Consider the following 25733-nt stretch of genomic DNA (forward strand, 5'->3'; position numbering starts at 1 on the left):
CCTTGATAGCCCATGCTATCGAGACTGTATTGCGTTGTGCTTCCCTGCAGATTTACGACAGGTTCCGTGCTGGAACCTTGGCTGAGTACAGCACGCTTTGGATGGATTTCCAGCAGCCATGAAAAAACCGCCAGAGCCCGTGGTTAGAGGGCTGTGGCGGTTCCCAATATATTGTGGGAGGGGGCTTGCTCCCGAATGCGGTGTGTCAGACAAATGTTCGGTACTGACACCCCGCTTTCGGGAGCAAGCCCCCTCCCACATTGGAGTTGTATTGATTCAATGATCAATCGATCCCGACAAATCCCCCGGTCTGGTGCGCCCACAACCGCGCATACAATCCGCGATGCGCCAGCAGTTCGGCGTGGGTACCGCTCTCGGCGATCTTGCCGTTTTCCAGCACTACCAGCCGATCCATGCGAGCGATGGTCGAGAGACGGTGAGCAATGGCGATCACGGTTTTGCCTTGCATCAGGGTTTCCAGGCTTTCCTGGATCGCCGCTTCGACTTCTGAGTCGAGTGCCGAGGTTGCTTCGTCCATGATCAGGATCGGCGCGTCCTTGAGCAGCACCCGGGCAATCGCAATGCGCTGGCGCTGACCGCCGGACAGTTTCACCCCGCGTTCGCCGACGTGCGCGTCGAAACCGGTACGGCCCTCAGCGTCCGACAGCAGCGGAATGAACTCGTCGGCGCGAGCCTTGTGCACCGCGTCCCAGAGCTCGGCGTCGGTGGCGTCAGGCTTGCCATACAGCAAGTTGTCGCGGATCGAGCGGTGCAGCAGGGAGGTGTCCTGCGTGATCATGCCGATGCGTGCGCGCAGGCTTTCCTGGCCGACTTCAGCGATGTTCTGCCCATCGATCAGGATGCGTCCGCCCTCTACGTCATACAGGCGCAGCAGCAGGTTGACCAAGGTCGATTTGCCGGCGCCGGATGGCCCGATCAGACCGATTTTCTCGCCGGGTTTAATGGTCAGGTTGAGGTCGCCGATGATGCCTTTCTTCTTGCCGTAGTGAAAATCCACGTGCTCGAAACGCACTTCGCCACGAGCCACGGCCAGCGGTTTGGCCTGCTCACGATCGGTGACGCTGACCGGTTGCGAGATGGTCTGCAGACCATCCTGCACCATGCCGATGTTTTCGAAGATGCCGGTGACTACCCACATGATCCAGCCGGACATATTGACGATACGAATCACCAGACCGGTGGCCAGGGCGATCGCGCCGACGGTGATCAGCGACTGCGTCCACAGCCACAGCGCCAGCGCGGTGGTGCCAACGATCAGCAGGCCGTTCATGGTGGTGATCGCCACGTCCATGCTGGTCACCACGCGGCCGGCCATCTGCGCCTTGACCGTCTGTTCTTCGATGGCTTCCTTGGCGTAGTGCTGTTCGAAATTGGTGTGGGCGAACAGCTTGAGGGTGGCGATGTTGGTGTAGCCGTCGACGATTCGTCCCATCAGTTTCGAGCGCGCGTCGGAAGCTTCCACCGAACGCTCTTTCACCCGTGGCACGAAGTAATACAGCGCACCGATGTAGGCGACGATCCACGTCAGCAGCGGAATCATCAGGCGCCAGTCGGCTTCGGCGAACAGCACCAGCGAACTGATCGCGTAGATCACCACGTGCCACAGCGCATCCACCGCTTGCACCGCCGAGTCACGCAGCGAGTTGCCGGTCTGCATGATGCGTTGGGCGATGCGCCCGGCGAAGTCGTTCTGGAAGAAATTCAGGCTCTGCTTGAGCACGTAACTGTGGTTCTGCCAGCGGATCATGCTGGTCATGCCGGGGCTGAGGGTCTGATGCACCAGCAGGTCGTGCAGGCCGAAAAAGATCGGCCGCAGTACCAGGGCGACTACCACCATCCACGTCAGTTCGAGGGCGTGGTCGCTGAAGAAATTCGGGTTGGGCGTGCCTTGGGCCAGGTCGATGATGCGGCTCAGGTAGCTGAACAGCGCGACTTCGATCAACGCGGCAAACAGGCCGACGACGAGCAGGGCGGCGAAACTCGGCCAGACCTGCTTGAGGTAATAGGTATAGAAGGGCCAGACACGATCCGGCGGGGACGCCGTAGGGGCGTCGCGGAATATGTCGATCAGTTGTTCGAAACGGCGATAGAGCATCAGATAACCGCCCGGATGCCGGGCTCTCCTTTTATCGGTGTGAGCGGCGTGGCTTCAGGCCAGCGCCGCTCGAAACGCCCTGTACAGCTTAGTCGATGACTTTGGCCGACTTGATGATCACAGGGTCGACAGGCACGTTTTGCATGCCCTGTTTGGTGGTGGTCTGCGAGTTGACGATGATGTCGACCACGTCCATGCCTTTGACCACTTTGGCGAATACCGCGTAACCGGCATCACGGCCCGGATCGAGGAAGGCGTTGTCGGCGACGTTGATGAAGAACTGGCTGGTGGCCGAATCCGGGTTGGAGGTACGGGCCATCGACAAAGTGCCGCGAACGTTATGCAGGCCATTGCTGGCTTCGTTCTTGATCGGCGCCTTGGTTTCTTTCTGCTGCATCTGTGGCGTGAAACCGCCGCCCTGAGCCATGAAGCCCGGGATCACGCGGTGGAAAATGGTGTTGGTGTAAAAACCGCTGTTGACGTAATCCAGAAAGTTTTTGGTACTGATTGGCGCCTTGACCGGGTCCAGTTCGATTTCGATCTGGCCGTTGGTAGTGTCCAGCAGCACGTGCGGTGCTTTGGCCGGGGTGGCAGCCATCAGGTTGGCAGCAAACAGCACGGTGCCGGCGGCGAGGGCGAGTTTTTTCAGCATGGGTCAGTGATCCTGAGATTGAATGTCGGCTGCGGCGAGAAACTCCAGCAGCGTTTGGTTGAAGTGTTCGGGTTGATCGAGCGGGGTGGCGTGGCGCGAGTCGGCGATGACCACCAGCCGCGCATCGGGCAGCAGTTTTACATAGGTTTCTTTCAGTGCTACCGGCGTGTAGTCACGGTCGGCAGTCACGATGAGGGTTGGACAGGTCACCCGGGAAAGTCGTTCCTGGACGCCCCAGCCAACAATCGCATCGAAGCTGGCGAGATAAGCACGTTTGTCGTTTTTTGCCCAGCGTTCGGCCATTTTCTGCCGCAGATCAGCCTGCTCGGGTTTCGGGAACAGTTTGCCGCCTAATGCCTTGCCAATGGTCGCGAGGCTGAGCACGCGCATCAGGCTCCAGCGCTTGAACCACTGCCAGTAATCGTCGCGGCTGCGCAGTTTGACCTCGGGGGCGCTGTTGACGATGGTCAGGCTTTTCAGCATTTGCGGCTGATCGACGCCGAACTGAAAGCCGATCATCCCGCCCATCGACAGCCCGACGTAATGCACCGGGCCGAGTTTCAGGTGTTCGATCAACGCCAGCAGATCGGCGCTGAACCCGGCGATGCTGTAGCGCTCGCGAGGTTTGTCCGAGCGACCGTGACCACGTATATCCGGAACGATCACCCGGTAGTGCGCCGACAGCGCCGGGATCTGCATTTCCCAGTCCAGGGTGCTCGAACCCAGTCCGTGAACCAGTAGCAACGGGGTGCCGTGGCCATATTCCTCGTAGTGCAGGTTGCAACCTTCATGTTCGAAATAGGCCATCGGTGAACTCCGTGTCAGGCTTGCTCGGGGGCGGCGAACGGTGCGTCAAGCGGCAAAGTGTCGAAGGTACGCAACAGTTCGATGAGGATTTGTGTGGCCGGGCCCAGCGGTTTGTCCTTGTTCGAATACAGATAGAAGCTCGGGTTGCGGCTGCCACCCTGATCCAACGGTAGCAGCTTGAGCGTGCCTTCCTTCAATTCCCGTTCGATCATGTGCCGTGGCAGCCAGGCAAAGCCCAGGCCGCTGCTGACGAACGTGGCAGCCGTGGCGAGGCTGCCGACGGTCCAGCGCTGTTCGGCGCCGAGCCAGCCGACGTCGCGTGGTTGCTGGCGGCCGGAGTCGCGGATCACCACCTGCATCTGGGTTTCCAGGTCCTGGAAGCTCAGTTCGCGGTTGAGCCGATGCAGCGCGTGATCAGGGTGGGCGACCGCGACAAATTCGACGTCGCTCAATTCCGCGCCGAGGTAGCCGGGGATGCTCAGGCCGGTGATTGCCAGATCGGCCACGCCCTCGAGCAAGACCTCTTCGACCCCCGACAACACCTCCTCGCGCAGACGCACGCGGCAGCCGCGACTCTGCGGCATGAATGCGGTCAGCGCCCGCACGATGCGTGCGCTCGGGTAAGCCGCATCGACCACCAGCCGCACCTCGGCTTCCCAACCTTGCTCCATGTGGTGGGCGAGGTCTTCCAGTTGACTAGCCTGTTTCACCAGTTGTCGCGAGCGGCGCAGCAGCACACCGCCGGCTTCGGTGAGCACCGCTTTACGACCGTCAATGCGCAGCAACGGCACGCCGAGCTGGTCCTGCATGCGGGCGACGGTGTAACTCACCGAAGATTGCGAACGGTGCAAAACCTCGGCGGCCTGGGCGAAACCACCGTGGTCGACCACGGCCTGCAATGTTCGCCATTGATCAAGGGTCACGCGGGGCGCTTTCATCAATAGCTCCTCTTGTCCTAAGCTGGCCGTCCCTCATGGAGACTGGCGAATGAAAAAATTCTGTTGTGTGGTGCTCGCGTTGCTGCCGCTGACTGCGTTTGCTTACCCGATCGATGTGCAGAAGAACCTCAATGGCTTGAAGATCGACTACGAGACCTTCGACACCGACAAAGACATCGGCTCCATCCGGGTCGCCAACTACGGTGATGTCGACGCGACCTGCAAAGTCGTTTTCAACAATGGTCCGGAAGCACCGCGTACGCGCAACATCGAAGTCCCGGCCCGCAAGCATACGAATGCCACGGCCAAGTTCTCCCGCGAGATCATCAGGCTGCGCATCGACCTGAGCTGCAGCCCGAAATAACGGTCGATCCCTTGTAGGAGTGAGCCTGCTCGCGATAGCGGTGTATCAGTCAGAGAATGCGTCGATTGACACACCGCTATCGCGAGCAGGCTCACTCCTACAAGGGTACGTGTCAGCATCTAAACGAATTATTCGATGCTTTGCAGCAATTATTTGCGCTTTTTCATCGATACGACCCTGTTTAACCTTCACTCCATCGACCTACAACATTCTCGGATGGAGACTACACACCATGTCCCGCGTTCTGATCATCGAAAGCAGCGCCCGCCAGCAAGATTCGGTTTCCCGTCAACTGACCCAGACCTTAATTGGTCAGTGGAAAGCGGCGCATCCCAACGATCAGATCACCGTGCGTGACCTCGCCGTGAATCCCGTTCCACACCTGGACGCCAACCTGCTGGGCGGCTGGATGAAGCCTGCCGAGCAGCGCAACGCCAGCGAACAATCGTCGCTGGAGCGCTCCAACGAATTGACCGACGAGCTGCTCGCTGCCGACGTACTGGTGATGGCTGCGCCGATGTACAACTTCGCGATCCCGAGCACCCTCAAGGCCTGGCTCGACCACGTGCTGCGTGCCGGCGTGACCTTCAAGTACACCGAAACCGGCCCGCAAGGCCTGCTCAGCGGCAAACGTGCCTACGTGCTGACCGCTCGCGGCGGCATCTACGCCGGCGGCCCGGCCGACCATCAGGAACCGTACCTGCGTCAGGTCATGGGTTTCATCGGCATCCACGACGTGACCTTCATTCACGCCGAAGGCATGAACCTGGGCGGCGACTTCCAGGAGAAGGGCCTGAATCAGGCCAACGCCAAACTGTCCCAGGTCGCTTGATATGTTAATCGCCAGATAATCGCCGCTTGTTTAAGTGACCTGGCGCAACCCCTTCAAGGCTCTACGCGCATCGAACCTCCCTTTGCACTTGTTGCTCCTGAGTGCTGTAGCCCGATTGAACGCTTTAGCGAGATCGGGCTTTTTTTTGCCTGGGATTATCTGAGCAACGTGTAACCCCTGTGGGAGCGGGCTTGCTCGCGAAGGCGGTGTGTCAGTCAACTATTCGTCGACTGACACGATGCCTTCGCGAGCAAGCTCGCTCCCACAGGGTTCAGTGTTGCCTGAGGTTCGCGGTCTGGCGCAAAAACCGCTATCGTCGCCGCCATTCGAAACAGAGGCGACCATGGGCTATCTACTTTTTGTCACGCTGATCCAGGCGTTTTCCTTCAGTCTGATCGGCGAATACCTCGCCGGGCATGTCGACAGCTACTTTGCAGTGCTGGTGCGCGTGGTGCTGGCCGGGCTGGTGTTCATTCCGTTGACCCGCTGGCGCTCGGTGGAGCCTTCGTTCATGCGCGGCATGCTGCTGATCGGCGCGTTGCAGTTCGGCATCACCTACGTTTGCCTGTACCTGAGCTTCCGTGTGCTGACGGTGCCGGAGGTGTTGCTGTTCACGATCCTCACGCCGCTGCACGTGACGCTGATCGAAGATGCGCTGAACCGCCGCTTCAATCCGTGGGCGCTGGTGGCCGCGTTGGTAGCGGTGGGCGGTGCGGCGGTGATTCGTTTTGACCGGATCAACCCGGATTTCTTCATGGGCTTTTTGCTGCTGCAACTGGCCAACTTCACCTACGCCGCAGGGCAGGTGCTGTACAAGCATCTGGTGGCAAAACACCCGAGTGATCTGCCGCACTACCGACGTTTCGGCTTCTTCTATCTCGGCGCGTTGGCGGTGGTGTTGCCGGCGTTTCTGCTGTTCGGCAAGTCCAACTTCCTGCCCGAAGCGCCGTTGCAATGGGGCGTGTTGCTGTTCCTCGGTCTGGTCTCGACGGCGCTGGGGATGTACTGGTGGAACAAGGGCGCGTGCATGGTTAACGGCGGCACGCTGGCGGTGATGAACAACCTGCATGTGCCGGTGGGCTTGCTGCTGAACCTGCTGATCTGGAATCAGCATGAGGAACTGGGACGGTTGTTGCTGGGCGGGAGTGTGATTCTGGCGGCGGTGTGGATCAGCCGGTTGGGCATCCGCAAAACTCAAGCCACCGCATAACCCCTGTGGGAGCGGGCTTGCTCGCGAAAGCGGTGTGTCATTCAACGATTATGTTGACTGACCTGACGCCTTCGCGAGCAAGCCCGCTCCCACAGTTTTGATCTGTGGGGTTATAGGAGGTGTTTTTGTGGTTCTGGTATGTGCGCTGAGCCGAGTACAGCCGGCAACAACCCCGAACGCAAATCCCCGCCACTCGGCTGCTGATACAGGCTCAAACCGAACTCCGGCAGCACCGCCAGCAGATAATCGAAAATATCCCCCTGAATCCGCTCGTAATCGGCCCACACCGTGGTGGTCGTGAAGCAGTAGATTTCCAGCGGAATTCCCTGCGCCGTGGTCTGCATCTGCCGCACCATGCAGGTCATGTTCGGCTGCACCTCCGGGTGACTCTTCAAATACGCCAGCGCATAAGCGCGGAAGGTGCCGATGTTGGTCATGCGCCGGCGGTTGGCCGACATCGCGGCGACGTTGCCCTGCGCCTCGTTCCAAGCCTTGAGCTCGGCTTTCTTGCGGCCCATGTAGCCGGTCAGCAGGTGCACCTGGGAGAGCTTTTCTTCCTCATCGTCACGAATGAAGCGCACGCCGCTGGCGTCGATGAACAGGCTGCGCTTGATCCGCCGCCCGCCAGACTGCTGCATGCCGCGCCAGTTGCGGAACGATTCGGACATCAGGCGCCAGGTCGGGATCGAAACGATGGTCTTGTCGAAGTTCTGCACCTTGACCGTGTGCAAGGTGATGTCGACCACATCGCCATCGGCGCCGACTTGCGGCATCTCGATCCAGTCGCCGACCCGCAGCATGTCGTTGCTGGTCAGCTGTACGCTGGCGACGAACGACAGCAGGGTGTCCTTGTAGACCAACAGAATCACCGCCGACATCGCACCCAGACCGGAGAGCAGCAACAGCGGCGAACGGTCGATGAGGGTGGCGACGATGATGATCGCACCAAACACGTACAAGACCATTTTCGCCAGTTGCACATAGCCCTTGATCGAGCGGGTGCGGGCGTGTTCGGTGCGGGCGTAGATGTCCAGCAGCGCATTGAGCAGGGCGCTGACCGACAGCAGCAGGAACAGGATGGTGAAGGACAGCGCCACGTTGCCGAGGAAAGTCATCGCGGTTTTGCTCAGTTCCGGCACCAGGTGCAGGCCGAACTGGATCACCAGCGACGGCGTCATCTGCGCCAGGCGCTGAAACACCTTGTTGTGGCGAAAGTCGTTGATCCAGTGCAAGGCCGGCTGGCGCCCGAGCATGCGGCTGGCATGCAGGATCAGATAGCGTGCCACTCGTCCGAGGACCAGCGCGATCACCAGTAGCAGCATCAGCGCCAGGCCGGATTGCAGGAATGGGTGCTTTTCGAGGGCACCCCAGAGGTCTTGGGCGTTGAGCCAGAGCTGTTTGAAATCCATGTGAGCAACGATTCTTCTGTAAGACGCGATGGGCGATTAGAGCATTTAAGACGCTGTGTATTACCGTTGGAGACAAATCGAGCAACAAAAAAGCCACTGATTACGCCCGTTTGTATAAAGAAACTCGGCCTGAGCGCTCGAAACCGGTAACCTATGCAGCTGTTTTTTTGCATATCTTCGAGGTAGCACCCGTGTTTTCCCAATTCGCCCTGCACGAACGCCTGCTCAAAGCCGTGGCCGAGCTGAAATTTGTCGAGCCAACGCCTGTGCAAGCAGCGGCCATTCCGCTGGCGCTCCAGGGGCGTGACCTGCGGGTGACGGCGCAAACCGGTAGCGGCAAGACCGCCGCTTTTGTCCTGCCGATCCTCAACCGCCTGATCGGCCCGGCGAAGATCCGCGTCAGCATCAAGACCCTGATCCTGCTGCCGACCCGCGAACTGGCCCAGCAGACCCTGAAAGAAGTTGAACGCTTCTCGCAGTTCACCTTCATCAAGTCCGGCCTGATCACCGGCGGTGAAGACTTCAAGGTGCAGGCCGCGATGCTGCGCAAGGTGCCGGACATCCTGATCGGTACGCCGGGCCGGATGATCGAGCAACTCAACGCCGGCAACCTCGACCTGAAAGAAGTCGAAGTGCTGGTGCTCGACGAAGCCGACCGTATGCTCGACATGGGCTTCGCCGAAGACGTGCAACGTCTGGTCGACGAATGCCCGAACCGTCAGCAGACCATGCTGTTCTCCGCCACCACCGGTGGTTCCGGCCTGCGCGAGATGATCGCCAAGGTGCTGAACAACCCTGAGCATCTGCAGCTCAACGCGGTCAGCCAGCTGAACTCGACCACCCGCCAGCAAATCATCACCGCCGACCACAATCAGCACAAAGAGCAGATTGTGAACTGGCTGCTGGCCAACGAGACCTACCAGAAGGCCATCGTCTTCACCAACACCCGGGCCATGGCCGACCGCATTTACGGCCGCCTCGTGGCTCAGGAATACAAGGCGTTCGTGCTGCACGGCGAGAAAGACCAGAAGGATCGCAAACTGGCGATCGACCGTCTGAAGCAGGGCGGCGTGAAGATTCTGGTAGCGACCGACGTCGCGGCCCGTGGTCTGGACGTTGATGGCCTGGATCTGGTGATCAACTTCGACATGCCACGCAGCGGCGACGAATACGTGCACCGCATCGGTCGTACCGGCCGCGCAGGCAACGACGGTCTGGCGATCTCGCTGATCTGCCACGGCGACTGGAACCTGATGTCGAGCATCGAGCGCTACCTCAAGCAGAGCTTCGAGCGCCGCACCATCAAGGAAGTCAAAGGCACCTACGGCGGGCCGAAGAAGGTCAAGGCCTCGGGCAAGGCTGTCGGGGTGAAGAAGAAAAAGACCGACGCCAAGGGCGACAAGAAGAAGACCGCCGCCAAGACCCCGACCAAGCGCAAGAGCGCCAACCGTCCGAAGCCGGATTCGCTGGTGAGCAGCGACGGCATGGCCCCGCTCAAGCGTCGCAAGCCGGCTGAGCCAGCGGCTGAGTAAGGCGTTTTCGCAGGCAATAAAAAACCCGGACAGTGTCCGGGTTTTTTTATGCGCAGGGTTTGTCAGCTCCCCAACTGTCCGCTGGTGTCTGCGTCAAAGCGCTGTTTGGCGCGATCTGCCGCCGGTTTGAGCTGCGCGAGCAACGCGGCTTCGCTGTACAGCCGCGAGTTCCCGAGCTCTTTCGGCGTCGGCTCGATCGGGATCAGTACATCTTCACCGTCAGCGTGCAGCCAGATCGCCACGACGTGCAGTGCCGAGACAAACAGCACCCGCAATTCAACGCTCTTGCCGTGCAATTGCGGCGCCTGTTCCGCCAGTTTCAACGCGCCCACGGTGTCGGCGGCCCGGGTGCCGTGGTTCAGCGAAGCGAACTCGACATGGCCACGCACCTCGGCCAGTTGCGCATCGGCAATGCTTACGCCGTCGGCAAACACCAGGTAATGCCAGTCGCCGATACGTGCGTCTTTCAGACCCTTGCCTTGGCTCAGGTCGTCGAGTGTCAGCGAGTAGCCGCGATAGGCTTCGCTGAGGCTGACTTTGGCCGGTGTCGCGTTGGCGAACTGGCGGTTGATGCCGAAGCCCTGGTTTTGCAGCGCGGCTTGCAGCACCGGACGCAAAGTCTGTACGCCGTTGGAAGGCGCCTTTGGATAAGTCAGTTGCATGATGTCGCCCTCCTAGTTTTTCGCGGTGAAGTAAGTGTGAGTCCAGTTGCCGCCGCCGTTGTACGAACCGGGGAATGAGTTCAGCGCGCGGGTCGAGTAACCGTAGATCGAGTCGGCGATCAGCACGTAGTTGCCGTTGGTGCCGTAGATCGCCAGGAAGTGCGCACCGCCACCATACCAGGCACAACGCAGGCCGACCGGGCGGCCCATGTTGATCTGGTTCTGAATGGCCGACATCTGCAGCGAACCCTGATTCATCCCGTTATAGCTGCGGGTGGTCCGCAGGGCCGAATCCAGGTAGCCATAGACGTTGCACGGCCCCGGCTGACTGCAGCAATTGCGGTCCAGCTGGGTGCTGGCGACGCCGCACTGCGTCCATGACCCGGTGCCGTAGTAGTTGCCGACCGAAGCGGAAACGGCGGCCCAGCACCAGTTGGTCTGAGTCTGTTTCTGCATCGTGAAGTTAAGGTTGGCAGCGGCCAGTGCCGCCGTTTGCGCAGTGGCTTCAACCTCGACCAGTTGCGGGTCGATCAGGTGGCCAACAAGGCACCTTGGCAGGCTCTCGCCGGTGAACGATGTTGCTTGAGTGGTTAACATTTTTTCAGTCCTCCATGAATGAAAACAAGCGTCCAGCTTGTGATTGTGTTGCGGTATTGCCGAGCGATCGGTGGGTAACGGTTTTCATCTGCGATGAACGGTGCCGATCTCCTTGCTCGATGTAACCTTAGTCTGGATATGCGTTTATGCAAGAAAATAAATGCATAAATGCATTTTCTGGGGCAAAAGATCGCAGCCTGCGGCAGCTCCTACAGGGTTCGATGTAGGAGCTGCCGCAGGCTGCGATCTTTTGATCTTGCTTTTAGCTGTCGGCTTTTTTCTCAGCCGAGTCCAGTTCCTTCAAGCGCTGATCAATCAACTGGCACTTGTCCGGCAGATCGGCGCTGGCCGTGCCCAAGTCCATCTTCTGCAACTCGGCATTGATTTCCTTGGCCTTGGCCGGATTCTGTTCGGTGAGCTTGGCCACTTCCTTGGCCAGTTGTTCGCGTTTGGCGGTGGCCTCTTCTGGTGTGCAGGCCCAGACCGGCAGGGCGCAGGCTAGGGTGGCGGCGAGGGTGAGCTTGAGCAGGGTTTTCATGGGGGCAGGCCTCCGTTCCGGGTAGGGCGGGTTGATCGGTGGAGGGTTTCGGGCGGTGAAAAGTTCAGTTCCAGTGTTTTTACCAGTCCATTTAGAGTGACCGAACGGTCGCGATCTTCCCCTGAAAAGCAGACCTCTTGAGGAAAGCCACGGGTTAGAGCGGTTGTTGTAAAAGACGCTGTACGACTTATTGACGCCAGAATGATGGCAATCTACCATCGCGCCATCACATTGATATCAAATTGTGATTTCGAGGGATCGAACAAACTATTCGCCAGCGGTTCTGCGATCGTTTTTGCCACGCTTTGGACGTTCTGACCGAGGCGCGCATTTATCCCCCCTTTTTGCTTGTTCTCTCACTTGGCCCCGTGTTTTGGCCAGGCGGGGATCGCTTTGCCTGTTGATTACCCAGAACTCACTCGCCTGTCGCAACGAGAGCTCAAACATGGACGTTCGCCAATACGCCTTCCTCGCTGGTCAGCCTTCTGCTGACGTGAAAACCCGTGAGTCGTTTCTGGGCATGCCCAAGCGCGGGCTGGCGTTCCTGCTGGCGAACGTCATGTTCTGGCAACCGATGTGGGCGCAGGCCGACGGCATTGTCGTGGCCAACCCGAACACCGCGCTGGATCGGGCCGGTAACGGCGTGCCGATCATCAACATCGCCACGCCCAACGGCAGCGGTCTGTCGCATAACCAGTTCCACGATTACAACGTCGGCGCGCAGGGTGTCATCCTCAACAACGGCTCGAGCCAGACGTCGAACACACAATTGGGCGGCCACATTATCGGCAACCCGAACCTGAAAAACAGCGGCTCGGCGCAAGCCATTCTCAACGAAGTCATCAGCGGCAACCCAAGCCAGTTGCGCGGTTACACCGAAGTGGCGGGGCAGTCGGCGCGAGTGATTGTCGCCAACCCGTATGGCATCACCTGTAATGGTTGCGGCTTCATCAACGCGCCGCGCGTGACGCTGACCACCGGCAAACCGGTGCTGGATGGCGCGGGGCGGCTGGATCGTTTTCAGGTTGATCAGGGTTCTGTGGCCATTGAAGGCGCCGGGCTTAACGCGACCAACGTCGACCGCTTCGAAATCATCACCCGTAGCGCGAAGATCAATGCCGAAATCCAGGCGCAGAACCTGACCATCGTTGCCGGGCGCAACGACGTTAACGCACAGACCTTGAACGTCACGGCCCGCGCCGATGACGGCAGCGCCAAACCGCAACTGGCGATTGACTCCTCGGCGCTGGGCGGGATGTATGCCGGGGCGATCAAACTGGTCGGCACCGAGGCCGGGGTCGGCGTGAAGCTCGACGGTAAACTGATCGCCAGCGGTGGCGATATTCAGCTTGATGCCAATGGTCAATTGAGCCTGGTTGATACCTCGGCCACTGGCGCGGTCAACGTCAAGGCGGCCAGCCTTGATGCGCGCGGCCCAGTCTATGCCGGCACGACATTGAACGTGCAGACCCAAGGCAATCTGACCAACCGCCAGACCCTGGCTGCCCGCGACAGTATCAACCTCAGTGCCAGCGGTCAGCTGACCAACGCCGGAGTCATCGAGGCCGGGGTCAACGCCGACGGCAGCCGTAACGCCAACGGTGATCTGAGCCTGAGTGCGCAAAACCTCGACAACACTGGCAAAAGCCTCATCGCCGGCCGCAATCTGACAGTCAGCACTGCGCAAACCCTGAGCAACCAGGGCGGCACCCTCAGCGGACAAACCACGGCGATCACGGCGGGCACCCTGGACAACCGCAATAGCGGGCGCGTACTGAGCGGCGGCACGATGAACCTGAATGCCGCTCAAGTGCTGAACAACAAAGGCGTGATCAACAGCCAGACCAGACTGACCGGCAACATCGGTCAATTGATCAACCGCAATGGCGAACTCAGCGGCCAGACCGACGCAGTGCTGACGGTCACTTCGCTGGATAACGTCGCCGGCGTGATGACCGCCGGGCAGTTGCTCGACATCACCGCCCTCAGTGCGATCAACAACAGCAACGGCGGCCGGATCGGCGCCAGACAAGCGCTGACCCTGCGCGCACAGCAATTCGACAATAGCCAGCAAGGCCAGTTGACCAGTGAAGGCACGCTGACCACGCGCATCAGCGATCGCCTGGACAACCAGAACAAAGGCCTGATCCAGGCCAACGCAGCGATGGACCTGCAAGCCACGCGCCTGGATAACCGCGCCGGCAAGATTTCCAGCCTCAACACCCTGACGGTTACCAGCGCCAATACGGACAACCGCAGTGGCACGATTCGCGCTGATCAGGCGGCGAAACTGTTGATCGGTGAACTGGATAACGGCGACAAGGGCCGCGTTGAAAGCAAGACCACACTGACGTTCGAGGGCAACACGCTGGACAACCGCAATGGCGGTCTGCTCACCTCGACCGGTTTGCTGAGCCTCAAGGCCAACAATGTCACCAACGATGGCGGACGGATTTCCGGCAAGGGCGATGTCGACGCCAACATCGACAGCCTGAACCAGCAGGGCGGTGAATTGGTCGCCGAAGGCAACCTGTTGCTCACCGGCAAGACGCTACAGAACCATCAGGACGGTCTCGTCGGGTCGCTCAAGACCCTGACGGTCAACGTCGACCAGATCGACAACCGCGGCGGCTCGCTCTCCAGCCAGCAGGACCTGCACATCAACGGGTCGCGCCTGGACAACAGCGAGGGCGGCAAGGTGTTGTCCGACACCACGCTGGAGGCGAAAGTCGCGCAGATCATCAACGCCAGCAACGGCCTGATTTTCAGCAAGGGCGCGAGCACGCTGAGCGGCATCGGTTTGAGCAACGTCGCCGGGCGGATCGTCAGCCAGAAAACACTGGGGCTGACCTTCGGCGAGGCCGTGGATAACCAGCAAGGCCTGATCAGCAGTGAAGGGCAGATGACCCTCAACCTCGGCAGTCTCGACAATCGTCTGGGCAAACTGTCGAGTATCGAATCGATGGCGCTCACCAGCGGCGGCGCTGTATTGAACCAGGGCGGTTTGCTCGCCTCGCAAAAGGGCCTGACATTTACCAGTGGCAGCCTCGACAACAGCGACACCGGCATCATCAGCGCCAAGGCCGATTCGACGCTGACCACTGGCGAATTCAAGAACCTGCGCGGCGGCAGTCTCGCCACCGATGGCACGCTATTGCTCACCGCCACCCACCTGGATAACTCGGGCGGGACCATCGGCAGTCAGCAGAACCTGGACGTATCGGTCACTTCGCTGGAGCAGGACGGCGGCGAGCTGTTCAGCAACGCCGATCTGACCGTTGACATGCACAACGGTCTGCTCGACAACCAGCGCGGTAACATTCATGCGCCGGGTCAATTGCTGTTCAAGAACCTCAATGAGGTGAACAACAGCGCTGGTGAGATTTCCGGCGCGAAAGCCTGGAGCGTCAACGCGCAAAGCCTGAACAACGATGGCGGCAAACTGCTGAGCAACGAAAAGCTCACGCTGATTGTTGAGCGTGCCCTGAGCAACATCAAAGGCGTGATCGCCTCAGCAGGCATCGAAGCGCGCAGCGCCAGCCTGGACAATACCCATGGCGAAATCCGTGGTCGCGGCGACGTTGATTTGAGCGTCACCGGTCTGTTCGATAACCAGGACGGCGTGGTCATTGCCGACAACGGCCTGACGCTCAAAGCCGCGTCTCTGGATAATCGCCAGGAAGGTCTGGTGGGCGCGACAAAAGCGCTGAACCTCACCGTTGACCGTATCGACAACCGCAGCGGCGAACTGTCGAGCAAGGCCGATGTGAGCCTGATCGGCGCCTGGCTCGACAACAGCGACAGCGGTTACATGCTCGCCGGCGGCAATCTGGCGCTGACGGTTAATGACGTCATCAACCGCAACAAGGGGCTGCTGTCCGGTGACAGCGGCTTGACCCTGACGGGCAAGACCCTGGAAAACAGCGGACGTCTGACCAGCCAGAAAGATATCGCAATCAACCTCTCTGCGGGGCTGAACAACGGGCAGGGCAGTGTCGTCGGTGAAGGGGCTCTGGCGATCAACGCCGACAGCCTCGACAACAAGGCCGGCACGGTCTCCAGCGCTAAAGCGCTGACCATCGACACCCGTGGCGCTGTCAGTAACCAGGGCGGCAAACTGCTGACCGACAGCGACCTCACGCTCAACAGCAGCGCGCTGGATAATCAGCAAAAAGGCGCGATCAGTGGCAAAGGCAAACTGAGCATCACCACCGGCGACCTCAACAACAGCCAGGCCAGCATTTACTCCGCCGATCAATTGCACATCGCGGCCGGCCAGGTGACCAACACCGCCGGCAGTCTCGGCGCGGCCAATTCGCTGGTGGCCAATGTTCGTGGTCTCGATCAACAGGGCGGCAGGCTGTTCAGCAGCAATGCTGATGTCAGCGTCGATCTGAACGGCGGCGCGTTGAACAACCAGGGCGGCGTCATCAGTGCACCGGGTCAGTTGTTGTTGAAGAATCTGGCTGACGTAAACAACCGTGGCGGCGAGATTTCCAGCGAGCAGGCTTTCGAACTGCTCGCCAAGTCATTGGATAACAGCGGCGGCCAACTGCTGAGCAATCAGAAACTCACCCTGCAGATCGACAACGCGCTGACCTCGATCAAAGGCAAGATCGCGGCGGCGGCGCTGCAGGTTCGCGCGGCGAGTCTGGATAACAGCGGCGAAGGTGTTTTGCTCAGTGACAGCGATATCGACGTCAAGGTCGATGGCCTGCTGAACAACCAGAACAAGGGCAGCATCAAGGCCGCGCAACAACTGACCCTCAACAGCACCGGCCTGAATAATCAGGGCGGCACGCTGGTGGGTGTTGCGGGCGTGGCGATCGATCTGGGCGCCACCGCACAGGATCTGAATAACCAGGACGGCCTGATCAGCAGCAAGGGTTTGCTAAGCATCGCCCACCTGCGTGACCTCAATAACCAGAACGGCGTGATCAACAGCAAAGGCGTGTTGAGCATCGATACGCTGCGCAATCTGAATAACCAGAAGGGCGAGATTTCCAGCGTCAACAGCTTCAGTTTGAAAGGCAACAGCCTGGACAACCGTGGCGGCAACCTGATCAGCAACGATCAACTGACTCTGACCGCTGCCGAGCTGAAAAACCAGGGTGGTCTGGTCTCCGGCTGGAACGGCGTGAGCGTCACCGGCGGCACCCTCGACAACAGTCAGCAAGGCAGTGTTTCCAGTCTGCTCGGCAACACCAGCATCGACCTCAGTGGTGCGCTCACCAACCACAGCAAAGGTGGCGTGGGCGCGAAGGGCGAAGTGAGTATCAAAGCGGCCAGCCTCGATAACAGCAACGGCACGGTCAGCAGTGGCGGCAAACAGACGCTGGCCCTGACTGGCGGCACGCTCAGCAATGCTTCCGGCGGCTTGATCGAGAGCGGTGACGCGCTGGACGTCCGCGCCGCATCGCTGGACAACAGCGGCGGCAGAGTCACTGCGAAAAAAGCCCTGACCTTCACCGGCACGCACCTGAACAACAGCAATGGCAGCCTCGTTGGCGATGACAGCGTCAGCCTCGACCTGCTCGGTGCCCTGACCAACGTCAATGGTGCGCTGGGCAGCAGCGGCCCACTGCTGATCAAGCGTTCCGCCAGTGTCGACAACCGCGGCGGGCAACTGATCAGCCAGACCTTGCTGAACCTGCTCACCAGCGGTGATCTGAACAACAGCCAAAGCGGCACCGTGTCGGCCAACAGCCAACTGGATCTCACCGCTGGCGGCACTCTGCACAACGACACCGATGGCCTGATCTCCAGCCGCGATGCCGGGGTGAACCTCACCGCTGCGGCGCTGAACAACGCCAAGGGCGCTGTGCAAAGCATGACAGCACTGACCGTGAATGCGGGCAGCGGCGCCATCGACAACCAGGGCGGCAAGATCATCGCCCAGAACGGCGACCTGACCCTCACCGCCGCCAGCCTCGACAGCCGTGGCGGTGTGCTGTCGAGCCTCAAGGGTTTGCTGCAGACCCGCCTGACCGGCGTGTTGCGCAACGGCCAGGGCGGCAAGATCGAAGGCAGCCGCCTCGACCTGCGCGCACTCGGTGGTATCTACAGCGACGGCGGGCGTATCGCCGCCAACAGCGGTGACATCCTGCTCGATGCCGGTGTCGGCACGCTCGACAACAGCGGCGGCGGGATCTACGCCCGGGGCAAGGTGAAAGCCACCGCCGGCTCGATGAGCAACAACGCCGGCCAGATCAGCGGCAATGGCATCGACCTGGGCGTCAACGGCAACCTCAGCAACCGCAGCGGCCTGATCGAAAGCGCCGGCACACTAGCGATTCGTGCTGCCAACCTCGATAACCAGGGCGGCAAACTGCGCGCGCTGGGCGCTGGCGGCAAAACCGATTTCCAGATCGGCAGCCAGTTCGATAACCGCAACGGTCTGGTGGAAACCGCCAACAACGACTTCAATCTCGCCACGCCGAGCCTGCTCAATGCCGGCGGCTCGATCACCCATGTCGGCGTCGGCGAATTCGGCATCTCGACCGCCAACGTCATGAACGCCGGCGGCTCGCTGGTGACCCTCGGCGGCCTGACGCTGAACGCGGACAGCTGGACCAACAGCAGCGTGATTCAGGCGGGGCGGCTGACGGTTAATGTCGGCAATTTTGTGCAGGCTGCGAGCGGCCAGTTGCTTGCTTCCAATCAGTTGATTGGACGTGGCGGCAATTGGAACAATGACGGATTGATTGCCAGCAGTGGCAATTTCGATATCCAGTTGAGCGGCACTTATGGCGGCAACGGTCGGCTGAGCAGTGTGGGCAATCTTGGCCTCGCCGCGTCCGGGATCGACCTGAGCAGCGCGGCCAGCATCACTGGGGCGACAACCGCGACGATCACCAGTCGCGGCAGCCTGACTAACCTCGGGCGACTGACGTCGGCAGACAGCCTGACCGTCAATGCCGCAGCGCTGACCAACAACGGAACGCTGGGCAGTGCCGGCTATCTGCGCGTCAACACCGATTCACTGCTTAACCAGAACGGTCTGATTTTCAGTGGCGGCGACATGGCCTTGCGCGTCGGCACGCTGACCAACCGCTACGCCGATATCTATGGCATCGGCAACATCAGCATTGCCCGGGATGACAGCAACGGCTGGAGTTCGTCGATCAACAACGTTTCAGCGACCATTGAAAGCGTGGGTGATCTGAGTCTGGCGGCGGATCACATCGAGAACCGCAAGGATGTGTTCGAGGTCGCCGCAGGTGGAGGACTCGTTTCGGGAACAATTGGTGTTCGATGCACGACGTGTACCTCGTTCAGTGGCATCAATTTCGAGAGTCGCCTGCCCAGCCACCTGGTCTGGGAAGAAAAATACCATTCCACCATCGTCAAGGATTCGGCATCGGGCACATTGACCGCCGGGCGCAACCTGACAGGGAACGGTCGCGAATTCATTAATAACGCGTCGGTCGTCAGCGCCGGCCGGGATATGACATTCAACGTCCAGAACTTCACCAACCAAGGGGCCACTGTCGGGGATTACACCATCACGCGTTGGATTGATGCACCCAAGGCCAGCAGGGGCTGGAACTTCTGGCAGGACGTCCTGAATTACAACGCCGCGAACGATCCGGATTACGATTCGGGGCAAACAGGTGTTGTGAACGGGAAGATCAGGATGGTTCCCAATATTCACACCTGGGACATGAATAACGTCGAATCGCTCACCCGAATAGGAGGGCGTCAGGGTGGTCGTGAGGCGATCAGATACCTTCTGTTTGGCTCGATCGCTATCGAATACGATTCCGGGAAACTGCGTTACGCTGCGCCAAGCTATGACTCGGGCGTGCGCGCTGAAGCCCCGGCCATAATCAAGAACGCGGTCCCCTTCGACACGAAGATTACCGAAAGCAGCCCGACGGCCAATGCCAACGCAGTCGTTCAGGCCGGCGGCACCGTCTACATCAACGCGACCAACAAACTGGACAACGGCGTCGTTCGCAACGGTAACGCCGCTGCCGGCGGAGCGTCTCGCCTGGGCTCCACGCAACTGGCGGGTCAAGTCACCCCGACAGTCATCCGTATCAACGCCCAGCTTCCTCCAGACCTCGCCCAACAACAGGTCAACCCACTGGCCTTGCCGGGCTTCACCCTGCCGACCGGCGACAACGGTCTGTTCCGCCTCAGCCGCAAGGACGGCAGCGAGCAAACGCTCGTAGCCGGCAAGGACTGGACGATCGGCTCCATCACGGCCGCACCCTCGACACATGCGGGCGGCATGCCGGTCAGGCATGCAACAGACCTCCAGTTCGATAAAAACGATCCAGTCTCGGTGAAGAATCGTGAGCTAGCATTGGCCAGCCGTCCTTCGCTGAATCTCAATGACAAGACGGCTGTCATCAACGTCAATGCCGCTGCCGGTGACGGGCCGGTCGGTGTGCTGATGCCCGCTCGTGGCAACGTTTCTTTCGACGTTCCACGCGTGCAGGCCCTACCCGATACCAGCGTGCGCTCCAACCCGCACAAATATCTGATCGAAACCAACCCGGCGCTGACCAACCTCAAGCAGTTCATGAGCTCGGACTATCTGTTGGGCAAGCTCGGCTACGACCCCGACACCAGCGCCAAGCGCCTGGGCGACGGACTGTTTGAACAACGCATGGTGCAGCAGGCCGTGGTGGCCCGCACCGGCCAGCGCTTCATCGACGGACAGACCTCCGACGAAGGCATGTTCAAGTACCTGATGAACAACGCCATCGCCAGCAAGGATCAGCTCAACCTGTCGGTGGGCGTCACCCTGACCGCGCAACAAGTGGCGGCACTGACCCACGACATCGTCTGGCTCGAAGAGCACGAAGTGAACGGAGAAAAAGTGCTGGTGCCGGTGCTGTATCTGGCCCAGGCCAACAACCGCCTGGCGCCGAACGGCGCGCTGATCCAGGGCGGTGACGTGACCCTGATCGCCGGTGGCAATCTGGATAATGCCGGGACGCTGCGCGCCTCCAACAACCTGTCGGCGGAGGCCGGCAATAACCTCACCAACACCGGTCTGATCGAAGCCGGCGAACGCCTGACGCTCAAGGCCGGCAACGACATCATCAACAAATCCGGCGGCATCATTTCCGGCAAGGACGTCAGCCTCACAGCCACCAACGGCAGCGTGATCAACCAGCGTGACGTGACCAGTGTCGATGTCAATCGCGGTGGCAACGTGTTCCACCGCGACTACCTGGACAACGCCGCGCGAATCGAAGCGGCCAATGATCTTACGGTCAAGTCCGGCAAAGACATCAACAACATCGGCGGCGTGCTGAAAAGCGGTGGGGACATGACTCTCGATGCCGATCGCGATGTGAACATCACTTCAGTGCAGGATCGCAGCACCAATGCGCGGGGCGGCAGCTACCTCGATCAGACAATTACCCAGCATGGGGCTGAAGTGACATCAGGGCGCGATCTGTCGATCAGTGCCGATCGGGATGTGGCGGTTGTGGCCAGTCGGCTGGATGCCAAGCGGGATCTCGCTGCAACCGCAGGCCATGACATTGTCATCACTTCGGCCGCCGACGAGAGTGACTACGTATCGCGCAGCAAGAAGCGCGCGAACGAGACTCACAGCATCACGCAACAATCCTCAGTACTGAACGCCGGGCGCGATATCGCGCTCAACGCGGGTAACGATCTTGGCATCATCGCCAGTCGAATCAGGGCTACGGAAGATGTCAGTCTCGACGCGGCTCAGGACATCACCGTTGCCTCGGCCAAAGATGAAAGTTCTTCTTATTACTACAAGAAGAAAAAGGGCTCGTTCGGGCGCAGCAAGACCACTCAGGCTGAAAGTTATGAGAGCGAGAATGTTGCCTCGGTAATCGAAGCGGGGCGCGACCTCACGGTCAACTCGTCGAAGGATGAAGACGGCGCCGTCAGTCTCGACGGCGGACGCAATGTCACCATCATCGGTAGCCAGTTGAAAGCCGGAAATGATCTGGTCGTGGGTGCGACCAAAGACGTTGCAGTTCTTTCCGCCACTGAAGAGTCCGGTTCCTACTACAAGAAGACGAAGACCGGTCTGTTTGGTATGTCGAAAAGTGGCAGTAGCCATTTGCAGACATCTGTTACCCAGGTCGGTAGCCAGTTGAATGCCGGGCATGACGCCGTGGTGTTGGCGGGACGCGATGTTCGTCTGAACGCCAGTGAAGTCAACGCTGACAATGATGCTGAGCTTCATGCCGGCCTGGTGGACAAAGAAGGCGATATCACCCTGTCGTCGGCCGATGATCAGGCGTACAGCCGAGCCGAAGAGTACAAGAAAAAACTGGGCCTTTCGCTGAAGGATACGATCGGTTGGGCCGCCGGTACACCAGGCTTTGGCGCGGACATGACCTTCGCGACCTCTCACAATGGCGGGCGGGAAGTTGTCAGCTCTGAGAGTATCGGTAGTCAGGTCAATGCCGGGCACGATGCGATTCTCAATGCGGCGCGCGACATCAACATCATCGGCAGTGGAGTGAGCGCAGTTAACAATGCTTCTCTCGATGCCGGTCGCGATGTCAATGTGGTCGCATCAATTGACAACCACCGCAGCAACAGCTGGGAGACAGACAAGACCGTTGGTATCAAACAGACCATCGACAGCAATGCTTTCACCACCTTCGCCGGTAGTGAAACCATTCAACATGGCGTCAACAGCAAGGGCTACACCGCAGCGGGCAGTTCCATCGATGCGGGAATGAACATCACTGTAAATGCCGGTCGGGATATCAATCAGCAAGGCTCCGACTTGATAGCCGAGAACAACATCCGGCTCAAGGCTGATCGCGACATCAACATCGATGCCAAGGAAGAGGCAAGCGAAGTCACCATCCGTGACAGCATCAAGCGCAACGGCATCACCGTGACCACGGCCTACAACATCGGCAATACGATGGATGGCCTCAAAGGCACTGGCAAAGGTGAGGACGGGGTCAGCAAGGGCTCAAGTGTTCTCAAGTCGGTTGATACGCTGGATCAATTCTTCAGTGGACCGAAATTTGACGGACATATCGGCGGCTCGAGCGTCAGTTCCAGCCAGACTCAGACGTCGCTCACTCAACGTCCGTCGACATTGTCTGCCGGCAATGACGTCACGCTGGATGCTGGCAACAACGTCAACGTCAGCGGTAGCCAGTTCAATGCCGGCCGTGACATCAACGTCAAAGGCAAGGACATCACCTTTGATGTCGCGCACGGTTCGGAAAGCAGCGACGGGCATTCGACCCAGAGCAAGGGCGGCGTCAAAGGGGGCACCACCGGCGGCTTCAAACTGGGCGTTGGTGTCAGCAATGCCGGCACTGTAGACAAATCGACGCAGGGCACCTCGACGGCCAGTCAGTTGAACGCCGGTGGCAGCATCAACCTTGACGCGGAAAACGATCTGACCCTGATCGGCACCCGCGCCAGCGCCGATCGGGATATCTCCCTCAAGGCCGGTAACGATCTGAATATTCTCTCGGCGCAAAACGCCTACGAGAGTTCGCACGATCGGCGTAGCTGGGGTGCGGAGGGCGGCATCATTGCCGGCCAGGACGGCTTCGGTGTTTATGGTTCGGCGAATGTGGGTATCGGCGATCTCAACCGTGAGGACGTCAAGCAGCAAGAAGCCTATCTGTATGCCGGCAACAAACTGGGCTTCGAAAGCGGTCGCGATACCAATATCGCTGGCGCGACTTTGCGTGGCGACGAAGTCATCGGTGATGTCGGTCGCAACCTGACCGTGACCTCGGTACCCAACACCGGCAAGGTCGAAGGCAAGGAGTTCGATGCCAGCCTGACGGTTGCGGTCAGCTTCGGTGCAACGGTCAGCGGTTCTTTGGGTTATGGCGAAACCAACGGCAAAACCAACTGGGTCGACAACCAGACTGTTATCAGTGGCAAAAGCAAAGTCGACATCCGTACCGAAAAACATACGCAACTTGATGGCTCGGTGATCAGCGCCGACAACGGCAACCTGAAACTCGACACTGACACCCTCGGCTACCGCAACATCACGGGCAAGGATAACGAGCACGGGTATTACCTCAATGTCAGCGGCAGTTATGGCGGGGGCGGTGGCGCCCAAGCCGACAAGCCGAACAAGGGCATGGAAGGAGAAAGCAAAAACAGCTGGGCCGTGGAGGGCTACAAGTACGACAAGGATCGTCAGCAGACGCTGAATGCCACCGTGGGTGAAGGTCAGATTGTCGTGCGTAACGACAAAATCACCGGTCAGGATTCCACGGCGGGTCTTAATCGTGATGTGAACAAGGCCTATGAGGTCACCAAGGATGAGGAACATCGCACGACGTTGTATGCGAGCAGTTCCTCCATTGATGCCGTTAGCCATCCGTTAGAGACGCTGGACCGTTGGGGCGAAAGCGTTACCGACTTCAAAAAGAACATGCTCAACCAGGCTTTGGCCGGTGCCAGCTTTCTGCAAAATCTGAAACTGGCAATCAATGCTCAGCTAGTTGATATCAGTGAGGTGTCTCCTTCGCTTCGTAATGAGCTTGGTGATGAGCAGGCATTGGCCATCACAAAGAACTTTGTTCGACAGGGAAAAAATCCTTCGGATATGGATTCCCTTGACCCCGAAGTGCTTGCTGGACTCAAGCGATTTGCCGATCTGGCAGCCGACTACGATAAGGAAATGGCGAAGGAGGTTGATCAGGGCAACATCATCATGGAGCCCAAGAACGACGGTAGTGGGGGAACGAACGTCGTCTATCTCGATACGACCACAGTGAACGAAAAGGTCATTCCCATGGGGCAGGCGGCCCTTTCAGAGCTGGGTGACCTGCTCGTGGTGGCCAATTCATTGCCGGCTGATAAACGTGATCAGCTCAAAACCGTTGCCATTGCAGCTCAAGCTGTAATGGGACCCATGAAGTTCATGGTGAGCTTTACTGCAAACGCTCTGATTAATGCTGCAGCAGGTAAGGAAGTTGAAGAGTTAAAAGATGGCGCGGCGATTAAATTGGCAGCTTTCTTTACCGGTAAATCAGAGGAAAGCCTGAGGAAGAGCAACGAGCTTGCAAAGGGTGAGCATGAGAATGGCAACACCGTCAAGTATCCCCTGGAAGGTGATAACTATGTCGTTGCTTCGCGTTTCCTTATCGATGCGGCGTTGGGTGAGTTTAAGTCGCTCGGTGTAAAAGTGGGTGGGCGAGTTCTCACGGTGACGAACAAAGGACCGACGGGCGGAGGTTCGCCTCATACTCCGTCTGTATTGACCCCCCCCCGAAATGCCGCGAATCTGATTGGAGGCCCCTTGGAGCATGCCACACAAGTCAGCGGTAGATTCAGCCTGTTGGGGCCTAAGGGTGCGACCCTGTATCGTGCTGATAATCGAGGAAACATCACCAGTTATGCGGTATACGATTCGCAAGGCATGATCATCAAACGCGTGGATGTCACGGGTGCCGCTCACGCAGGTGTACCAACGCCTCATGTCATTGAGTATGGTAGAAATACCCTCCCTGATGGGTCAGTCAGAGTTCAGTCACCATCCACCAAAGCGCCTCCAAGAAGCGTCAATCCGGAAGAAATACCATGAATGGGATCTACTCAATTCCCCCTGTTACGGACGCCGTAAACTACGAGACCTGGAAAAAACAGTGGAATGAACAAGAGGGGCTGGATGTTTTTTCATATATCAGTGATCAATGTCATCCTGAGCAAATGTTGTTATTTTCGAAGGTGTTTTTCCCAGACTTTTTGACGGTTGGGGAGGGGGTTTTTCTGGAGCGAAATTTTGCTTTTGAAACATTCTCTGCGCGAATGGCTGAGATGAATGATGTTCGCGAAGTCGAGCGGATCATTAACAATGTGCATGTTTATGATCTTTTCGATCAGTGCGCAGATAATGTATCGGACAGCGTTTTTTTTCAGCTGTGCAATGTAATTGCATTCTCTTGGAGAATGGTGCTGAAAGAGAAATTTCCCGACCAAAAATTCTTTGTGGAAGTCTCGAATTCAGAAAGTGACTACGGCCCCGTCATTACGTTTTTTCAGGTGGGTGAGTAACTCGCTCGAAAGAAAGTATCGATGGGACAGACCACGTTTAAATAAAACGTGGTCTGTCCCCGGTTCTGATCTCAATCA

The 25733-nt window shown here is 59.0% G+C and carries 14 protein-coding genes; 6 read left to right on the plus strand and 8 right to left on the minus strand.

Going from position 1 to position 25733, the window contains the following annotated elements:
- Window positions 1–283: 283 nt before the first annotated feature.
- The 4 genes from E4T63_RS07280 to E4T63_RS07295 form a co-directional block, all read right to left on the minus strand.
- A complete protein-coding gene (locus tag E4T63_RS07280; RefSeq protein ID WP_095138579.1) occupies window positions 284–2116 on the minus strand; it encodes an ABC transporter ATP-binding protein in 1833 nt (610 codons plus the stop codon).
- Between the two features lie 88 nt (window positions 2117–2204).
- On the minus strand, window positions 2205–2768 hold the full coding sequence (locus E4T63_RS07285) for a peptidylprolyl isomerase (protein ID WP_095138580.1): 564 nt from the start codon (window positions 2766–2768) through the stop codon (window positions 2205–2207).
- Window positions 2769–2771: 3 nt separating this feature from the next.
- Window positions 2772–3575, minus strand: coding sequence for an alpha/beta fold hydrolase (locus E4T63_RS07290; protein WP_096796627.1), 804 nt, complete (start codon window positions 3573–3575; stop codon window positions 2772–2774).
- A 14-nt stretch (window positions 3576–3589) separates the two neighbouring features.
- Complete coding sequence (locus E4T63_RS07295) at window positions 3590–4513, minus strand: LysR family transcriptional regulator (protein WP_027614550.1); 924 nt, start codon at window positions 4511–4513, stop codon at window positions 3590–3592.
- A 49-nt stretch (window positions 4514–4562) separates the two neighbouring features.
- On the opposite strand from E4T63_RS07295, the gene E4T63_RS07300 reads away from it, so the two are divergent.
- The 3 genes from E4T63_RS07300 (at window position 4563) to E4T63_RS07315 (ending at window position 6919) form a co-directional block, all read left to right on the plus strand.
- Window positions 4563–4877, plus strand: coding sequence for a 3-phosphoglycerate kinase (locus tag E4T63_RS07300; protein ID WP_098967723.1), 315 nt, complete (start codon window positions 4563–4565; stop codon window positions 4875–4877).
- 232 nt (window positions 4878–5109) lie between these two features.
- Window positions 5110–5709, plus strand: a complete 600-nt coding sequence (locus tag E4T63_RS07310) for an FMN-dependent NADH-azoreductase (RefSeq protein WP_098967725.1) — start codon at window positions 5110–5112, stop codon at window positions 5707–5709.
- 343 nt (window positions 5710–6052) lie between these two features.
- Window positions 6053–6919, plus strand: coding sequence for a carboxylate/amino acid/amine transporter (locus E4T63_RS07315; protein WP_098967727.1), 867 nt, complete (start codon window positions 6053–6055; stop codon window positions 6917–6919).
- Between the two features lie 110 nt (window positions 6920–7029).
- Here the strand turns inward: E4T63_RS07315 and E4T63_RS07320 are convergent, their stop codons facing one another.
- Window positions 7030–8328 (minus strand): mechanosensitive ion channel family protein, encoded by a 1299-nt coding sequence (locus E4T63_RS07320; protein WP_098967728.1) that lies wholly within the window; start codon window positions 8326–8328, stop codon window positions 7030–7032.
- 191 nt (window positions 8329–8519) lie between these two features.
- Here E4T63_RS07320 and E4T63_RS07325 point away from each other — a divergent pair, with 191 nt between their 5' ends.
- Window positions 8520–9860 (plus strand): DEAD/DEAH box helicase, encoded by a 1341-nt coding sequence (locus E4T63_RS07325; protein WP_041070247.1) that lies wholly within the window; start codon window positions 8520–8522, stop codon window positions 9858–9860.
- A 62-nt stretch (window positions 9861–9922) separates the two neighbouring features.
- Here E4T63_RS07325 and E4T63_RS07330 read toward each other — a convergent pair whose 3' ends face one another.
- From E4T63_RS07330 to E4T63_RS07340, 3 genes are all read right to left on the minus strand, one after another.
- Window positions 9923–10522: a hypothetical protein gene (locus tag E4T63_RS07330; protein WP_135295165.1), complete on the minus strand. Its 600-nt coding sequence runs from the start codon at window positions 10520–10522 to the stop codon at window positions 9923–9925.
- A 12-nt stretch (window positions 10523–10534) separates the two neighbouring features.
- On the minus strand, window positions 10535–11119 hold the full coding sequence (locus E4T63_RS07335; RefSeq protein WP_135295166.1) for a papain-like cysteine protease family protein: 585 nt from the start codon (window positions 11117–11119) through the stop codon (window positions 10535–10537).
- Window positions 11120–11381: 262 nt separating this feature from the next.
- Complete coding sequence (locus tag E4T63_RS07340) at window positions 11382–11657, minus strand: hypothetical protein (RefSeq protein ID WP_097086740.1); 276 nt, start codon at window positions 11655–11657, stop codon at window positions 11382–11384.
- A gap of 445 nt (window positions 11658–12102) precedes the next feature.
- Between E4T63_RS07340 and E4T63_RS28480 the strand changes: the two genes are divergently transcribed.
- Window positions 12103–25185: a hemagglutinin repeat-containing protein gene (locus E4T63_RS28480; RefSeq protein ID WP_167797066.1), complete on the plus strand. Its 13083-nt coding sequence runs from the start codon at window positions 12103–12105 to the stop codon at window positions 25183–25185.
- Complete coding sequence (locus E4T63_RS07355) at window positions 25182–25655, plus strand: hypothetical protein (protein ID WP_135295167.1); 474 nt, start codon at window positions 25182–25184, stop codon at window positions 25653–25655. The genes E4T63_RS28480 and E4T63_RS07355 overlap by 4 nt, the downstream gene beginning before the upstream one ends.
- Window positions 25656–25733 lie beyond the last annotated feature (78 nt).

Origin of the sequence: Pseudomonas fluorescens, from assembly GCF_004683905.1 — a bacterium.
GTDB classification, from domain to species: domain Bacteria; phylum Pseudomonadota; class Gammaproteobacteria; order Pseudomonadales; family Pseudomonadaceae; genus Aquipseudomonas; species Aquipseudomonas putida_A.

Excerpts from the sequence above, each read along its gene's own strand:
- E4T63_RS07280 (WP_095138579.1), bottom strand. The coding sequence starts at position 2,116 with ATGCTCTATCGCCGTTTCGAACAACTGATCGACATATTCCGCGACGCC.
- E4T63_RS07285 (WP_095138580.1), bottom strand. The coding sequence starts at position 2,768 with ATGCTGAAAAAACTCGCCCTCGCCGCCGGCACCGTGCTGTTTGCTGCC.
- E4T63_RS07290 (WP_096796627.1), bottom strand. The coding sequence starts at position 3,575 with ATGGCCTATTTCGAACATGAAGGTTGCAACCTGCACTACGAGGAATAT.
- E4T63_RS07295 (WP_027614550.1), bottom strand. The coding sequence starts at position 4,513 with ATGAAAGCGCCCCGCGTGACCCTTGATCAATGGCGAACATTGCAGGCC.
- E4T63_RS07300 (WP_098967723.1), top strand. The coding sequence starts at position 4,563 with ATGAAAAAATTCTGTTGTGTGGTGCTCGCGTTGCTGCCGCTGACTGCG.
- E4T63_RS07310 (WP_098967725.1), top strand. The coding sequence starts at position 5,110 with ATGTCCCGCGTTCTGATCATCGAAAGCAGCGCCCGCCAGCAAGATTCG.
- E4T63_RS07315 (WP_098967727.1), top strand. The coding sequence starts at position 6,053 with ATGGGCTATCTACTTTTTGTCACGCTGATCCAGGCGTTTTCCTTCAGT.
- E4T63_RS07320 (WP_098967728.1), bottom strand. The coding sequence starts at position 8,328 with ATGGATTTCAAACAGCTCTGGCTCAACGCCCAAGACCTCTGGGGTGCC.
- E4T63_RS07330 (WP_135295165.1), bottom strand. The coding sequence starts at position 10,522 with ATGCAACTGACTTATCCAAAGGCGCCTTCCAACGGCGTACAGACTTTG.
- E4T63_RS07335 (WP_135295166.1), bottom strand. The coding sequence starts at position 11,119 with ATGTTAACCACTCAAGCAACATCGTTCACCGGCGAGAGCCTGCCAAGG.
- E4T63_RS07340 (WP_097086740.1), bottom strand. The coding sequence starts at position 11,657 with ATGAAAACCCTGCTCAAGCTCACCCTCGCCGCCACCCTAGCCTGCGCC.
- E4T63_RS28480 (WP_167797066.1), top strand. The coding sequence starts at position 12,103 with ATGGACGTTCGCCAATACGCCTTCCTCGCTGGTCAGCCTTCTGCTGAC.
- E4T63_RS07355 (WP_135295167.1), top strand. The coding sequence starts at position 25,182 with ATGAATGGGATCTACTCAATTCCCCCTGTTACGGACGCCGTAAACTAC.